Source organism: Microbacterium sp. HSID17254 (assembly GCF_003989315.1).
GTDB lineage: Bacteria > Actinomycetota > Actinomycetes > Actinomycetales > Microbacteriaceae > Microbacterium.
Genome location: NZ_RBLT01000003.1, coordinates 165,412 through 181,282 on the forward strand (window position 1 = coordinate 165,412; position 15,871 = coordinate 181,282).

Genomic DNA, 15,871 nt, shown 5'->3' on the forward strand with positions numbered 1-15,871 from the left:
CGATACCGCTGTGCGCCCAAAGGCTGGTGCGTGCACCTGAGAAAGGCGCCATCCCCATGCCCATGGAATTTGTCCTCTTCGGACTCCTCGCCGTCCTGCTGATCTTCATGATCTTCAACACGCGCAAGCGCACCCGGCAGATGAAGGCCGAGCAGGAGGAGAAGGCGACCAAGACGGTTCCCGGCGCCAAGGTCCTGCTGCAGGGCGGCATCTACGGCACCATCGTCGCGTACGACGCCGAAGACCTCGACTCCCCGGCCCTGGTGGAGATCGCGCCCGGCACCGTGATCGAGGTGCACAGCCAGGCGATCCTCCGCATCGTGGAGCCCAAGGACGCCATCGTCGACGCGCCCGTCGACGGCGTGGACGATCACAGCGTCGACGAGACCGCCGCCCCCGCGGTCGAGACGCCCGAGGAGACCCGCGCCCGCCTCGAGCGGGACGCCGACGACAAGTAAGACGAAGGCCGTCGCGGCCTCCCGGATCACCGTCCTTCCAGAAAGCTGAACACACGTGGCTTCATCCTCTCCTGTCCGTCACGCCTGGCGGGTCCTCCTCGGCCTGCTCCTCGTGACGGGCGTGCTCTTCGGCATCAACGCGCTGGGTGTGTACGTCTTCAAGCAGAGCTCGTGGACACCCGAGCTCGCGCTCGACCTGCAGGGCGGCACCCAGATCATCCTGAGTGCCGAGACGGAGGACGGAGCAGCGCCGACGCAGGAGCAGCTCGACCAGGCCGCTGCGATCATCCGCCAGCGCGTCGACGCCTCCGGTGTGGCCGAGGCCGACATCACCACCGAGGGCGGACGCAACATCGTCGTCCAGATCCCCGGTGAGGCGGACGAGCAGACGCGGCAGCGGATCCAGTCCAGCGCCCAGCTCGAGTTCCGTCCGGTGCTCTACACCACGGCCGCGAGCACGGAGTTCGTCGGAGAGGACGGCAACTCCACCCCGTACCCGAGCCCTGACCCCTCGCTGAACGCCGAGCCCACGGCCGAGCCCACCGACGCCAGCGACCTGTCGTGGGTCACGGACAAGCTCGCGGCGGAGTTCCAGGCGTACGACTGCGCCAACCCGTCCAACGACCCGTCCAAGGCGCCGAAGGACGAGCCGGTGATCGCCTGCTCGCCCGACGACACCGCGAAGTTCATCCTCGGCCCGGCGGAGCTCGACGGCCGCGCGATCACCGACGCGACGACGGGACGCGACCCGCGCTCGGGCGCCTGGATCGTGCAGCTCACCATGAACGGCGACGGCGCGGACGCCTTCGGCCAGGTGAGCACCCGGCTCAACCAGAACCGCATCGACGGGCTGTCGCCGCGCGACCAGTTCGCCTTCGTGCTCGACGGCGAGGTCATCAGCGCGCCACGCATGAACGGCGTCATCCTCGACGGCCGCCCCAGCATCTCCGGCAGCTTCACGCAGGAGAGCGCGACGACGCTGGCCGATCAGCTCAAGTTCGGAGCTCTCCCGCTCAGCTTCGAGGTGCAGAGCTCGGACACGATCTCCGCGACCCTCGGCACTCAGCAGCTCCAGATCGGTCTCATCGCGGGCCTCATCGGCCTCGCGCTCGTGGCGGTGTACTCGCTGCTGTCGTACCGGGCGCTCGGGACGGTGATCATCGCGTCCATCGCGGTGATGGCGGTGCTGACCTACATCGTCATCTGCATCCTGGCGTGGCGGATCGGCTTCCGCCTGTCGCTCGCCGGCGTCGCGGGCCTGATCGTGTCCATCGGCTTCACCGCCGACTCCTTCATCGTCTACTTCGAGCGCATCCGCGATGAGCTGCGCGACGGCAAGTCGATCACGGGTGCCGTCGAGGACGGCTGGGGTCGGGCGAAGCGGACGATCTACATCTCCAAGTCGATCAACGTCCTGGCCGCGGTGGTGCTGTACATCCTCGCCGACTCGACGGTGAAGGGCTTCGCGTTCACGCTCGGCCTCACCACCGTGATCGACGTGCTGATCTTCGTGATCTTCACCCACCCGGTGATGCAGCTGCTCGCTCGTACGCGGTTCTTCGGCGGCGGGCACAAGCTCTCCGGTCTGGATCCGGAGGCCCTGGGCGCCGTGTACCGGAGCCGCTCGCAATACCGCGAGGTCGCCACGGCGTCCGCGGGGCGAGGGGCGAAGAACGCGCGTTCGCGCGGAGAGGCGGACCGCCGGCAGACCATCGCCGAGCGCAAGCGGGCGGAGGCCCTCGCCGCCGAGAGACAGACCACGGCCGGAAGGGAGGGAGACAACTGATGCCTTCCATGAATGAGTTCGGCAACAATCTCTACACGGGCAAGACCTCCTTCCCGTTCGTGGGGCGCCGCCGCCTCTGGTTCATCATCGCGATCGCCCTGGTCGTCGGCTCCGCGCTCGTGCCGCTGTTCCGCCCGATCCAGTTCTCGATCGAGTTCACCGGCGGCTCGCAGTTCACGGTGACCGCACCGGACACCACGGATCAGGACACCGCGACCGAAGCGGTGCAGTCGGTCGTCCCCGGCGCGGCGACCAAGGTCGTCATCGTCAACGACCAGGACGTCCGCGTGCAGACCGACCAGATGACCGAGGGCGAGACGCAGCAGGTGGCGCGCGCCCTCGCCGACGCCTACGGTGTCGAGCCGGACGCCGTCGCCTCCTCGTTCATCGGCCCGGCCTGGGGCGAGAGCGTGACCCGGCAGTCGCTCTGGGGCCTGGCGATCTTCCTCGCACTGACCTTCCTGATCCTCGCGATCTACTTCCGCACGTGGAAGATGTCGGCGGCCGCGATCATCGGTCTCCTCGACGTGCTCGTGATCACGGTCGGCGTGTACGCCCTCGCCGGATTCGAGATCTCGCCGGCGGCCGTCATCGGCTTCCTGACGATCCTCGCGTACTCCCTGTACGACACCACCGTGGTGTTCGACAAGATCAGGGAGAACACGACGGAGGACGGGGAGAAGACGTCGCGGCTGTTCGGGGAATCGGTCAACCTCGCGGTGAACCAGACCCTCATCCGCTCGATCAACACGTCCGTGGTGGCCGCGCTGCCAGTCGGTGCGATCCTCTTCATCGGCGCCTTCTGGCTCGGGGCGGAGACGCTGACCGACATCTCGCTGTCGATCTTCGTGGGCATCCTCGTGGCGACGTACTCGACGCTCTTCGTGGCCGCGCCGCTGTACTCGCTCTTCCGCGAGAACGAGCCGCAGATCAAGGAGCGCGACGCGCGTATCCGCGCGGCACGGAGCAAAGCGGCTGTCGACGCCTGACGCCCCCGCCGCGGGGCCGACCCCCGCTCAGCGCGCGTAGGATTGTCTGATTCGGAGGTGAGTGGATGGCGGAGCCGCAGACGGCATCGCAGGGTTCGAGTCTGCGACGGCTGGTGCCCCGCATCTTCTCGCGTGCGTCCCGGATCAACGATCTCGACAACCTGATCCGCACCGTCAGGGCGAACCACCCCAAGGGCGACTTCGCGGTCATCTCCCGCGCCTATGCCGTGGCGAAGGAGAAGCACGAGGGACAGAAGCGGCAGAGCGGCGAGCCGTACATCACGCATCCGCTCGCCGTCGCCCAGATCCTCGCGGAGCTCGGGCTCGGCCCGCGGGCGATCGCGGCCGCCCTGCTGCACGACACCGTCGAGGACACGGGCTACGCGCTCACCGATCTCACCGCCGAGTTCGGCGACGAGGTCGCGATGCTCGTGGACGGCGTGACCAAGCTCGACAAGGTCAAGTACGGCGAGAGCGCACAGGCCGAGACCGTGCGCAAGATGATCGTCGCGATGTCGAAGGACATCCGCGTGCTGCTCATCAAGCTCGCCGACCGGCTGCACAACGCCCGCACCTGGGGCTTCGTCCCGCCGGAGAAGGCGGCGAAGAAGGCCAAGGAGACGCTCGAGATCTACGCGCCGCTGGCCAATCGCCTCGGTATCCAGGCGATCAAGTCGGAGCTCGAAGACCTCTCCTTCGCCGTCCTCCACCCGAAGATCTACAACGAGATCCACAGCCTCATCGCCCAGCGCACCCCGCAGCGGGAGAAGTACCTGAGCCAGGTCATCGAGGAGATCGACGAGGACCTCCGCGACCTGCGCATCCGCGGCAAGGTCGTCGGCCGGCCCAAGCAGCTGTACTCGGTGTACCAGAAGATGGTCATCCGCGGCCGCGAGTTCGACGACATCTACGACCTGATCGGCATCCGGGTCCTCGTGTCCTCCGTGCGCGACTGCTACGCCGTGCTCGGCGCCATCCACGCCCGCTGGACGCCGCTGCCCGGCCGGTTCAAGGACTACATCGCCACCCCGAAGTTCAACCTCTACCAGTCGCTGCACACGACCGTGATCGGCCCGGCCGGACGGACGGTCGAGATCCAGATCCGCACGCACGAGATGCATCACCAGGCGGAGTACGGCGTCGCCGCGCACTGGATGTACAAGGAGCGGATGAACGGCGGCGGCAAGGCCGAGGTCCGCGCCTCCGACACCGACATGGCGTGGCTGGCGCACATCTCCGATTGGCAGGCCGAGACCGCGGACCCCGGGGAGTTCCTCGACTCCCTGCGGTTCGAGATCGGCGCCAAGGAGGTCTACGTCTTCACGCCGAAGGGGCGGGTGATCGGCCTCCCGGCCGGCGCCACCCCGGTCGACTTCGCCTATGCCGTGCACACCGAGATCGGGCACCGCACCATGGGCGCCAAGGTCAACGGACGCCTGGTGCCGCTGGAGTCGGAGCTGAAGAGCGGCGACGTCGTCGAGGTCTTCACCTCGAAGAACCCGGACGCGGGGCCCAGCCAGGATTGGCTCGGCTTCGTCAAGAGCACGCGAGCCAGGAACAAGATCCGCGGCTGGTTCACGAAGGAGCGCCGCGAGGAGGCCATCGAGCAGGGCAAGGAGGCGATCGCGCGCGCGATGCGCCGGCAGAACCTGCCGCTGCAGCGTCTGATGAGCCAGGACTCGTTCACCGAGGTCGCCCACCAGATGCACTACGAGGACGTCTCGGGTCTCTACGCCGCCGTCGGCGAGGGGCACGTCTCGACGCAGTCGGTGCTCGAGAAGGTCACCGCGCTCGTCGCCACCGACGAGCCCACCACCGGGGCGATCGACCTGCCGGGAAGCGTCCAGACCCGAGAGACCCGGGGTGGCGACTCGGGCGTGCTCGTGCGCGGCGCGAACGACATCCTGGTGAAGCTGGCGAAGTGCTGCACGCCCGTCCCCGGCGACCCCATCGTCGGGTTCGTCACCCGGGGGAGCGGCGTCTCCGTGCACCGGGCGGACTGCGTGAACGTGAAGGCCCTCAGCGGCGAGCAGGACCGCTTCGTCGAGGTCTCTTGGGCGCCGACGAAGAAGAGCGTCTTCCGGGTGCAGATCCAGGTCGAGGCCCTCGATCGTTCCGGCCTCCTCTCGGACGTCACGCGGGTTCTCAGCGAGCATCACGTGAACATCCTCTCGGCGACCGTGTCGACGACCGACGAGCGCCTGGCGCTGAGCCGCTTCGTGTTCGAGATGGGCGACGCCGTGCACCTGGACCGCGTCCTGAACGCGGTGCGCCGGATCGACGCGGTCTACGACGTGTACCGCGTCACCTCCTCCTGACCAGCCGCTCCAGTGCGGCGAGGCCGCTGACGCTGCCCGGAACGCGCGACCGGGTCCGCAGGCTGCCGATGGCGTCGTCGAGCGCTTCCGGGTGGGCCTGAGCGAGCGCCTGCATCCACGGGAGGACCCGCGGGTCCCGGTGCAGACTCGTGGCCAGGTCACACATCGTCCGGACGGGCGTGGAGACGGCGATCCCCCCGAGCAGCTGCACGTCCGTCCGAGGAAGTCTGGTGTCGTGGAAGACGACTCTGGCGTGCACGCGCGGACGCACCCGCCGCTCGACGCAGCGCCGCGCGTGATGGACGGCCGGCGGCTCGTCGCGGGCGCCGTGGATCCAGGCGGCACTGGGCCCGCAGGCGGCAGCGCCGTCCTGGATGAGCGTGGCGATGCTGCTCGCCCGCACGTCGGCGGACTCCGGCAGGTCCGCGGGGATGTAGGCGTCGCCGATCTCGACGACATGACCGTCCAGACGGGCGGCGCAGAGTTCCGGCCGGCTGAGGCGCGAACCGGGGAGATAGAGCAGAGCGGGGTGCATGACGCCAGTGTGGCGTCGCGCACCCCGCTCAGACGGAGATGGCCGGACCTGTGGAGAGCTCAGCCGCCGAGGGCGTTGAGCCAGGCGCGACGGGCCTCGAGGGCGTCCGCGGCCTCCTTGGCGGCCTTGCTGTCACCGGCCTTCTCGGCGGCGGCCAGTTCGGCCTCCAGCTTCTCAATGGCTTCGTGCAGCTGCGAGCTCATGTCGTTCGCTCGCGCCTTGGTCTCCGGGTTGTTCTTCTTCCAGTCGACGTCCTCGCGGGCCTTGAGCGCCTGCTCGATGACGCGGAGCTTGTCGTCGAGCGCACGCTCCTTGTCGCGCGGGAAGATGCGGCCGACCTCGTCCCACTCCCGCTGGATGCGCGTGAGCAGGGCGCGGGCGCGCTTGATGTTCGGCTCGTCGGCGACCGCCTTCGCCTGCTCGAGCAGCGCCTGCCGGGCCTCGATCTTGGGAGCGGAGTCGGCCTCCTCGGCGGCGGCCTGCTCGGCGCGGGCGGCGTAGAGCGCGTCGCCGGCGGCCTTGAACCGTGCCCAGAGGGCGTCGTCGGCCTTGCGTCCGGCGCGTCCGGCCGTCTTCCACTCGTCGAGGAGGGAGCGGTAGGCGGGGATGCCGTCGACGCCGCGCGGCGCCAGGGCCTCGGCCCGTTCGACCAGTCGGGACTTCGCGTCGCGCGCGGCCTTGTGCGCATCGTCGAGCTCGGAGTAGAACGCCCGGCGGTGCTTGTCGACGACGGCCCTGGCGTCGCGGAACCGCTTCCAGAGCTGCTGCGAGACGCCCTTGGACAGGCGCGGACCGTTCTGCTGCTGCGCCTGCCAGGCCTCGAACAGCTCGTTGAGCTCGGCGGTGACCTGCTTCCACTGCACCTTGCTCAGGTCGCGGGCGGCGATGGCCTCGGCACGCTCGACGAGGGCGGTGCGCTCGGCGACGGCCTGCTCGACGAGCTCCTTCGCCTGCTGTGCCTCCTGGGCCGTGGCCTCGGACAGCGACGCGGTCAGCGCGGTGAGACGATCACGGAGACCGGCGAGGTCGCCGACGGCCGCGGCGTCCGTGGCCTCGTCGATGAGGTGCGCGGCCTGCTTCGACAGGTCGCTCGCGGAGGCGCCGCCGGCCTGGTGGCGCTGCTCCAGGGCGACGACCTTGAAGGCGATGTCGTCGTACTTGCGGACGAAGTAGGCCAGGGCCTCGTCGGGGGTGCCGTCCGGGTACTGACCGACGACGCGCCAGGACTCACCCTCGCGCACCTCGACGGTGCCGTCTTCGGAGACACGGCCCCATTCGCCGGCGGACGAGACCGGAGTCGGCTTCGCGGCGGCCGGGGCGACGGCGGCCGGAGTCGGCGTCTTCCGCGGCATCGGCACGGCGGGCGGGGTGGGAACGGGCGGGGTCGGCTTCGCGGGCTCGTTGGCAGACACGGTGATTCTCCTTGCGCGGTCACGCCGCGGGAGGCGGAAAGGACGAGGCTCAGCCTAGTACGCCCTCTCTGATCCGCGAGACCCCGTCTTCCCGCCGAGACCCCGCGATTCGTGCGCGAACGAGGCGGGGTCTCGGCGACGAGGCGGGGTCTCGCGGGGAGGGACGTTACCGTTTCGTGAGCAGAACGTTCGATGCAGGACACACTGCGCGTCATCTGCGGGTAACACGGCGCTCCTATCGTCGCGACCACGACAGTCCCCAGGTCGACAGGAGTTCCATGGACGACAACGCAGCGCGCACAGCGGAGATCGTCGTCGTGGGGGCGGGGGCTGCGACGCACCGCTTCGTCGCACGGATGCTGGAGGACCCGGACCGTGCCGTGCGGATCACCGTGTTCGGAGACGAGGGGCGCCTGCCCTACGACCGCTCCGTCGTGGCGCGCATCGGCGGCGGCACTCCGGCGCCGGCGGGCGAGCTCGATCGCGCGCCGTTCCGTGACGACCGCGTCCGCCTCATCGACGACGACCGGGTCCTGCGGATCGACAGGGGAGGGCACCGCGTGCGGACGCGGTCGCACCGGTGGTACGACTACGACGCGCTCGTCCTCGCGACCGGCACCCACGCCCAGCGGCTCGACGTGCCGGGGATCCGTGCCCGGGGGTCGTTCGTCCTGCGCACGATGGAGGACGCGCACATGCTGCGTGCGTTCCTCGCCGTCCGTGCGACGGAGATGCCGCGGGCGCTGCGCGCGGTCGTCGTCGGCGGCGACGAGAGCGGAGTGGACGCCGCATGCGCGCTGCACGACGCCGGGGTGCAGACGACGATCGTGGACACCGCGGACCGCCTGCTGCCCGCACACCTCACGGTTCCCGGGGCGAGCGCACTCCGCGGGATCGTCGAGGCGCGCGGTATCGCGGTCCGGACGCGGACGCGGGTGACCCGCGTCGACCCCGACGCGACGGGCGCGGTGACGGCCGTGGAGTTCCAGGACGGCACGTTCGCACGGACCGACCTCATCCTGACGACGGGTGCGCGGGCACGGGATGAGCTGGCACGGAACGCCGGGCTCCCCACGCGGCCGGGCGGCGGTGTCCTCGTGGACGCGGACGGGCGGACGTCCGACCCGCGCGTCCTCGCGATCGGCGACGTCGCCGCGGACCCGGCATCCGGCGGCACGGAGGCGGCCCTGGCGTCCGCGGATCGAGCGGCGGCCGCCCTGCTCGGCGCTCGGATCGCGAGCCCCGCGGGAAACGGATGGCGCGGGAGTCCCGGCGGTATCGAGGTCGTGACCCTGCGTCTCCCGGACGGTGACGGGCCGACCGTCGACATCCCTCTTCCGAGCGGGGGAGACCGCGTGTTCGGGGAGGTCGTGCTCTCCGAGGATGCCCGCGTGGTGCATCGCGTGACGGTCATCGGCGCGTCGGCGGATGCCTCGCTCGCTGGTCTCGCGCCCGGGTCGCTCGACGGTCAGGGGGCGGCGCGGGCGCTCCTGGCCGCCGCCGTGGCCGCGGACGGTGCGGAGGCCTGCGCACATGGGCTGCGGTGCTCGCCGCTGGAGGTGCTGACAGCGGAGCTCGCGGACCGCGGAATCCGAACCGTCGCGGAGGCTCTGGACGGTGCGGTCGAGAGCCGCGGCTGCGGCCCCTGCCTCCGCCGTCTCGCGCTCGCGCTGCAGGGGCGCGCCGAGGTGAACGTCGGCGTACGGCCCGGCGACCGCGGAAGCCTTCGCTCCGAGGTGCGTCTCCGCGGGACGACGGCGGCTCCCGTCCTGGAGGTGCGCGTCGGCGCCGAGTCCGACGGGACGCTGCTCCTCGTCGTGGGTCGTCTCGCGGCACGACGCAAGGCGACGGTACGGATCGATCGAGGGCTCCTCGCCGTCAGCGGGCTCCGGGCGGAGGACATACCGGACGCACTCGCGGACCTGCGGAGCGCCGGCGCCGTCGTTCCGGAGACCCTGATCGGCGGGGCGGACCTCGCGCGGCCCGGAGGCCCGATCGGCGTCGTCCGGCACCCGCCACGGACACGGCGACGCGCCGGTACTGCGAGGTCGGCGGAGGGCTCCGCATGAGTGCGCCCCCGCGTCCTGCTCCGGCGCTCGTCGGCTGCCGCGTCGTGGTGGTCGAGGTGCCGCGGCCGGTGCGCCCGGAGCCGGTCGACGTCGACACTCTTCTGCGGATCCTCGCTGCGACCGGCTCGGATGTCGTCCGGATCACCCCGCCCCGGGCGGACCACGCGATCCCGGCCGGCACCAAGCGGACGCTGTACCGGATCGCGTCCGGTCAGGTGGACGCGGTGCTGTTCCCCGTGGCGGAGGCCCTGCCCGGGTGGCTCGCCACCGTGGAACGACTGGGCATGCTCGACGCCATCCGCGAACGGTCGCGCACGTCCCGCCTGCTGCTCGCCACGACCGACGCCGCCGCGACCGCGCGATTGGCGGAGAGCGGCCTGCCCGCATCGACGTCGTGCGGGCCCACCGCGGACGACCTCGCCCGGAGCGCTCTCGCCCCGCTCACGTATGGGGCCCTCGAGCGACGGACGGCGGTGGGGCGCCTGGCGGTGCGCAGCGGAGGTGCGCTGATCGACGGAGGCTTCGTCCCGCTCTCCCGCGGCGCGGTCAGCATCCTCGAGGCCCTGTTCATCGCCGACGGGCGCGTGCTCACCAGGGCGGAGATCGGCCAGGTGCTGCCCGGCGGTCGACGCAGCGCCCGTGCGGTCGAGGTCGCGGTGGCGCGGTTGCGGGACGCCCTCGGCGACGGGGACCTCGTGCAGACCGTGGTCAAGCGCGGGTACCGGCTCGCCGTCCTCGACGAGGACTGACCACGCCGGAGGGCCTCACTCCGTCGGTGTCTCGGAAGCCGTCGGCACCGGGCTGGGCGCATCGCTCGGGGTCGGGGAGGGAGCGATCGACGAGGTCGGCGACGGCGTGGGCGTCGGTTCCGGAGCGGTCACCTGCGCATGCACGACCTGGCTGACGATCGCGCCCACGACGATGAGGGCGCCGACCGTGATCGCGATGGCGTTGTCGCGGGTGCGACGGCGGATCTGATCCTGGTGCCAGCGGGTGCGGGCGGTGTGCAGCCGAGCGCGCTCCGCCTCGGTGCGTGCCTGCGCCTTCTTGGAACCGCGTGCGGCCATGCCCTGTCTCTCCCGTCCGACGCCGGTCCACGACGTCGCCTGAGAGCCTACCGGGGGCCCGGCCTCGCCTCGTGTCCCCGGCCGCCGTTAGCCTGGAGGAATGTCCTCTCCCTCCGCCCTGCTCTCCGGGCAGACACCGCTCGCCGTGCGCATGCGCCCGGTGTCGCTGGACGAGGTCGCGGGGCAGCGCCACCTGCTGCGGGCCGGGTCGCCCATCGTGGCTCTCGCCGACCCGGAGGCCAGCTCGCCCGGCGCGGTGTCGATCATCCTCTGGGGTCCGCCGGGCACCGGGAAGACCACGCTCGCGCAGGCCATCGCCCGCTCGTCCGGCCGCCGGTTCGTCGAGCTCTCGGCCATCACCGCCGGCGTCAAGGATGTGCGGGAGGTCATGCAGGAGGCGATCACCCAGCGCGATCTCTACGGGCAGACGACGATCCTCTTCCTCGATGAGATCCACCGCTTCACCAAGGCCCAGCAGGACGCGCTGCTGCCCGGCGTGGAGAACGGGTGGGTCATCCTCATCGCCGCGACTACGGAGAACCCCTCGTTCTCGGTGATCTCGCCGCTGCTGTCCCGGTCGCTGCTGCTCACGCTGCAGCCGCTCACCGATGACGACATCGGGGTGCTCGTGGACCGCGCGGTGTCGGATGCCCGCGGACTCTCCGGTACGGTCGCGCTCAGCGATGAGGCGCGGTCGGCGCTCATCCGCCTCGCGTCGGGGGACGCCCGTCGTGCCCTCACCGGACTGGAGGCCGCCGCTGCCGTGGCGCTCTCGCACGCCGCCGCCTCCGAGGCCGACGACGACGGCGAAGACCGGGAGACGGCCGTCCCGGAGGTCACCGCCGACGACGTGGCACAGGCCGTCGACAAGGCCCTGCTCCGTTACGACCGCCAGGGCGACGAGCACTACGACGTCATCAGCGCCTTCATCAAGTCGATCCGCGGTTCCGACCCGGACGCCGCGCTGCACTACCTCGCCCGCATGATCGAGGCAGGGGAGGACCCGCGGTTCATCGCCCGTCGGCTCGTCATCTCCGCCTCCGAAGACGTGGGGCTCGCCGACCCCCAGGCCCTCGGCATCGCCGTGGCCGCGGCCGACGCGGTGGCCTTCATCGGGATGCCGGAGGGGCGCATCCCGCTCGCCGAGGCCACCGTGTATCTGGCGACGACCGCGAAGTCGAACGCGGCCTACGTCGGCATCGACGCCGCCATCGCCGACATCCGCGCGGGGGGATTCGGGCGCGTGCCCCTTCACCTCCGCGACGCGCACTACCCCGGGGCGAAGCGCCTCGGGCACGGCCGTGGCTACCGCTACGCGCACGACAGCGAGTTCGGGATCGTGCCGCAGCAGTACCTGCCGGACGAGCTCGACGGGCGGCACTACTACGAGCCGAAGAACCTCGGCGCGGAGCGCGACATCAGCGCACGGCTGGAGCGCATCCGGCGCATCCTCGGCGACCGGTGAGCCGACGACCTCGGGCGTCTGCCGCCGTCTGTTAGACTTGAGCGGCTCGAAACCGAGTTTTCGGGCATCTCCTCGTTCACACCCCACCTCGACGGCACCCCGGCGTGCGCCCCGAGGCAGAACGCGGTGATACGTCCGTCGGACGTGAAATCCACGTCCACGTCATCGGAAGGATAACTTCGTGGTCACGAAGTCCCAGGACCGCCGCAAGGTGCGTCTCAGCCGCGCCCTCGGCGTGGCCCTCACCCCCAAGGCCGCCCGCTACCTCGAGAAGCGTCCCTACGCTCCGGGTGAGCACGGCCGCACCAAGCGCAAGGCCGACAGCGACTACGCCGTCCGTCTGCGTGAGAAGCAGCGTCTGCGCGAGCAGTACGGCATCCGCGAGAAGCAGCTGCGCATCGCGTTCAACGAGGCCCGTCGTCAGGACGGCCTGACCGGTGAGAACCTCGTCGAGCTCCTCGAGATGCGTCTCGACGCCCTCGTCCTGCGTTCGGGCTTCGCCCGCACCACGGCACAGGCGCGCCAGCTCGTCGTGCACCGTCACATCCTCGTCGACGGCCAGCTCGTCGACCGCCCGTCGTTCCGCGTGAAGCCGGGTCAGCTCATCCACGTCAAGCCCAAGAGCGAGGGCCTCGAGCCCTTCCAGGTGGCGGCCGCCGGCGGTCACGCCGAGGTCCTGCCGGCCGTTCCGGGTTACCTCGAGGTCGAGCTCGACAAGCTCCAGGCCCGTCTGGTCCGTCGTCCGAAGCGCGCCGAGGTCCCCGTGACCTGTGAAGTGCAGCTCGTCGTCGAGTACTACGCGGCCCGCTGATCCAGCGGAAGAGCATCAGGCAGGAGGCGTCGGGGTTCCCGACGCCTCCTGTCGTTTCCGCCTACGATGGAGAGACCGCGCCTTCGCGGCTCTAGGGCAAGGATGACGACATGAAGAATGTGCTGTGGTTCCTGATCGGCGTGATCGGCGGCTTCGTCGCGGCTCACTTCATGAACAAGGACCCGCGGGGCCACGACATCCTGGCCGACGTCGACGCCCGCCTCAACGGCCTCGCCGCGATCCTCAGCGACGCGTATCGCGCGCAGGAGGCTCGGCTGACCGAGCCGGGCGAGAACTGACCCCCCGCATCTGCGCCTCGGCGCGCCCCCTCACGCAAGGACATCCGGCACTCCTATGAAAACTGCGGAAATCGCGCAGCGCTACCTCTCCTACTTCGAGAAGAACGACCACCTCATCGTCCCCTCGGCATCCCTGGTCAGCGACGACCCCTCGCTGCTGTTCACGGTCGCCGGCATGGTCCCGATGATCCCGTACCTCACGGGCGTGGTCCCGGCGCCGCATCCGCGCATCGCCGACCTGCAGAAGTGCATCCGGACCAACGACATCGAGGAGGTCGGGCGCACCGCGCGTCACGGCACGTTCTTCCAGATGCTCGGCAACTGGTCGTTCGGCGACTACTTCAAGGAAGGCGCGATCCGCTACGCCTGGGAGCTGCTCACGAGCTCGGAGGCCGACGGCGGCCTCGGCTTCGACGAGAAGGATCTCTGGGTCACCGTCTACGAGACCGACGACGAGGCCGAGGCGATCTGGCGCGACATCATCGGACTCAAGCCGGAGCGCATCCAGCGCCTCGGCCGCGCGGACAACTACTGGAACACCGGCCAGCCCGGTCCCGGTGGCCCTGACTCAGAGATCTTCTTCGACCGCGGCCCGGCCTACGGCAAGGACGGCGGCCCCGCTGTCGACGACTCGCGGTTCCTGGAGATCTGGAACCTCGTGTTCATGCAGGACTTCATCGAGAACATCCGCGGCAAGACCGAGTTCGACATCGTCGGTGAGCTGCCGATGAAGAACATCGACACCGGCATGGGACTGGAGCGCGTCGCGTTCCTCAAGCAGGGCGTCGAGAACATGTACGAGACCGACCAGGTGCGTCCGGTGCTCGACCGCGCCGTCGAGCTCTCCGGCCGCCGCTATGGGGCGGTCCACGAGGACGACGTCCGCTTCCGGGTGATCGCGGATCACGTGCGCTCCTCGCTCATGCTCCTCTCCGATGGCGTGCGTCCGTCGAACGAGGGCCGCGGCTACATCCTGCGGCGCCTCATGCGCCGGACCGTGCGCGCCATGCGGCTCCTCGGTGTCGACGACCCCGCGTTCCCCGAGCTGTTCGCCGCCTCCCGCGACGCGATGAAGTCGGCGTACCCGGAGCTGGAGCGGGACTGGTCCGTGCTCTCCTCGGCGGCCTTCGCCGAGGAGGAGACCTTCCGGCGCACCCTGGCGCAGGGATCGACCATCCTCGACCTCGCGCTCGACGAGACGAAGAAGGGCGGCGGGAAGACCCTCAGCGGTTCCGAGGCGTTCCTGCTGCACGACACCTACGGCTTCCCGATCGACCTCACCCTGGAGGTCGCCGAAGAGGCCGGGCTGGATGTGGACCGCGCCGCGTTCGACTCCCTCATGCAGGAGCAGCGTCAGCGCGCGAAGGACGACGCCCGCAACCGCAAGCGCCAGCTCGCGGATGTCTCGGTGTACCGCGACCTGCGCGCGCTGGGCGAGACGGGCTTCGACGGCTACACGGCCCTCGAGGTGGAGTCGCGTGTGCTCGGCCTGCTCGTCGACGGCGCGCCGGTGCGCAGCGCCGCCGAGGGCCAGATCGCCGAGGTGGTGCTCGCCGAGACGACGCTGTACGCCGAGTCCGGCGGCCAGGTCGCCGACAAGGGCACCATCGTGGGCCCGGGCTACGAGCTCGAGGTGCTCGACGTGCAGCGTCCGGTCCCCGGGCTGATCAGCCACACGGTCGAGGTCTCCCGCGGCACGGTCGCGGTCGACGACATCGCGACGACGATCGTCGACGCCGCCAACCGCCGCGCCGCCCGCCAGGCGCATTCCGCCACCCACCTCGTGCACGCCGCCCTCCGCGACACGCTCGGTCCGACGGCCACGCAGTCCGGGTCGCTCAACCGCGCCGGGTACATGCGATTCGACTTCGCCTGGTCGCAGGCGCTGTCGACGGACACCCGCACGGAGATCGAGGAGATCACGAACCGCGCCGTGCAGGACGCCCTCGAGGTGACCACCCGCATCGTGACGCTCGACGAGGCCAAGGAAGCCGGCGCCATGGCGCTCTTCGGCGAGAAGTACGGCGACGTCGTGCGGATGGTCGACATCGGCGGCCCGTGGTCGCGCGAGCTCTGCGCCGGCACGCACGTGTCGACCAGCGCGGAGATCGGCCTGGTCAGCGTGGTGGGGGAGTCGTCGGTCGGCGCTTCCAACCGCCGGATCGAGGCTCTCGTCGGCGCGGATGCGTTCCGTGAGCTCGCGGCGGAGCGGGCTCTCGTGTCGCAGCTCACCGCCTCCCTGAAGACCCCGCGCGAGCAGCTCCCTGAGCGGATCGCCGATCTCGCCGCAAGCCTCAAGGCCGCGGAGAAGCGCATCGCGCAGTTCGAGGCGAAGGAGCGGGCGGGGCGCATTCCCGCCATCGCCGAGGCCGCGACGCGCGTCGGAGACTTCCGCGTGGCGGCGCAGACGCTGGGCGATGTGGCCTCCGCGGACGATGTCCGCGAGCTCGTCAACGGCGTGCGCGACCGGCTGGGTTCCGATCCCGCGGTCGTCGCGCTCGGTGCGGTCGTCAACGGTCGCCCCGTCGTCGTCGTCGCCACGAACGAGGCTGCGCGCAGTGCCGGTGCGAAGGCGGGTGCGCTCGCGAAGCGCGCCGCCGGTGTGCTCGGCGGAGGCGGCGGTGGGCGTGACGACGTCGCCCAGGGCGGCGGCACCGACGCG

General features: G+C 70.6%; 13 protein-coding genes. 10 read left to right on the top strand and 3 right to left on the bottom strand.

Going from position 1 to position 15,871, the window contains the following annotated elements; genetic code table 11:
- Positions 1-56 precede the first annotated feature (56 nt).
- The 4 genes from D8M34_RS03330 (at position 57) to D8M34_RS03345 (ending at position 5,551) form a co-directional block, all read left to right on the top strand.
- A complete protein-coding gene (locus D8M34_RS03330; RefSeq protein ID WP_308195758.1) occupies positions 57-458 on the top strand; it encodes a preprotein translocase subunit YajC in 402 nt (133 codons plus the stop codon).
- A gap of 55 nt (positions 459-513) precedes the next feature.
- On the top strand, positions 514-2,244 hold the full coding sequence (gene secD, locus D8M34_RS03335; protein ID WP_126893150.1) for a protein translocase subunit SecD: 1,731 nt from the start codon (positions 514-516) through the stop codon (positions 2,242-2,244).
- Positions 2,244-3,233, top strand: a complete 990-nt coding sequence (secF, locus tag D8M34_RS03340) for a protein translocase subunit SecF (RefSeq protein ID WP_025103522.1) — start codon at positions 2,244-2,246, stop codon at positions 3,231-3,233. The genes secD and secF overlap by 1 nt, the downstream gene beginning before the upstream one ends.
- A gap of 65 nt (positions 3,234-3,298) precedes the next feature.
- Positions 3,299-5,551, top strand: coding sequence for a RelA/SpoT family protein (locus tag D8M34_RS03345; RefSeq protein WP_025103521.1), 2,253 nt, complete (start codon positions 3,299-3,301; stop codon positions 5,549-5,551).
- Here D8M34_RS03345 and D8M34_RS03350 read toward each other — a convergent pair.
- Both D8M34_RS03350 and D8M34_RS03355 read right to left on the bottom strand, forming a co-directional pair.
- A complete protein-coding gene (locus D8M34_RS03350) occupies positions 5,538-6,086 on the bottom strand; it encodes a hypothetical protein (RefSeq protein ID WP_126893151.1) in 549 nt (182 codons plus the stop codon). The genes D8M34_RS03345 and D8M34_RS03350 overlap by 14 nt on opposite strands.
- A 59-nt stretch (positions 6,087-6,145) precedes the next feature.
- Positions 6,146-7,498 (bottom strand): DUF349 domain-containing protein, encoded by a 1,353-nt coding sequence (locus tag D8M34_RS03355; RefSeq protein ID WP_025103519.1) that lies wholly within the window; start codon positions 7,496-7,498, stop codon positions 6,146-6,148.
- Between the two features lie 278 nt (positions 7,499-7,776).
- Between D8M34_RS03355 and D8M34_RS03360 the strand changes: the two genes are divergently transcribed.
- A complete protein-coding gene (locus tag D8M34_RS03360) occupies positions 7,777-9,567 on the top strand; it encodes an NAD(P)/FAD-dependent oxidoreductase (protein ID WP_126893152.1) in 1,791 nt (596 codons plus the stop codon).
- The gene (locus tag D8M34_RS03365; RefSeq protein WP_126893153.1) at positions 9,564-10,316 is read left to right on the top strand and encodes a winged helix-turn-helix domain-containing protein; all 753 of its coding nucleotides are present in this window, start codon (positions 9,564-9,566) and stop codon (positions 10,314-10,316) included. Before D8M34_RS03360 ends, D8M34_RS03365 begins: the two co-directional genes overlap by 4 nt.
- 15 nt (positions 10,317-10,331) lie before the next feature.
- Here D8M34_RS03365 and D8M34_RS03370 read toward each other — a convergent pair whose 3' ends face one another.
- Positions 10,332-10,634 (bottom strand): hypothetical protein, encoded by a 303-nt coding sequence (locus D8M34_RS03370; RefSeq protein ID WP_085607572.1) that lies wholly within the window; start codon positions 10,632-10,634, stop codon positions 10,332-10,334.
- Positions 10,635-10,734: 100 nt separating this feature from the next.
- Here D8M34_RS03370 and D8M34_RS03375 point away from each other — a divergent pair, with 100 nt between their 5' ends.
- The 4 genes from D8M34_RS03375 to alaS form a co-directional block, all read left to right on the top strand.
- Positions 10,735-12,099, top strand: a complete 1,365-nt coding sequence (locus D8M34_RS03375; RefSeq protein ID WP_085607570.1) for a replication-associated recombination protein A — start codon at positions 10,735-10,737, stop codon at positions 12,097-12,099.
- A 181-nt stretch (positions 12,100-12,280) separates the two neighbouring features.
- Complete coding sequence (gene rpsD, locus D8M34_RS03380) at positions 12,281-12,910, top strand: 30S ribosomal protein S4 (protein ID WP_025103514.1); 630 nt, start codon at positions 12,281-12,283, stop codon at positions 12,908-12,910.
- Between the two features lie 110 nt (positions 12,911-13,020).
- On the top strand, positions 13,021-13,209 hold the full coding sequence (locus D8M34_RS03385; RefSeq protein WP_025103513.1) for a hypothetical protein: 189 nt from the start codon (positions 13,021-13,023) through the stop codon (positions 13,207-13,209).
- Between the two features lie 55 nt (positions 13,210-13,264).
- The coding region (alaS, locus tag D8M34_RS03390) for an alanine--tRNA ligase (protein WP_126893154.1) at positions 13,265-15,871 on the top strand (2,607 nt) is incomplete at its 3' end.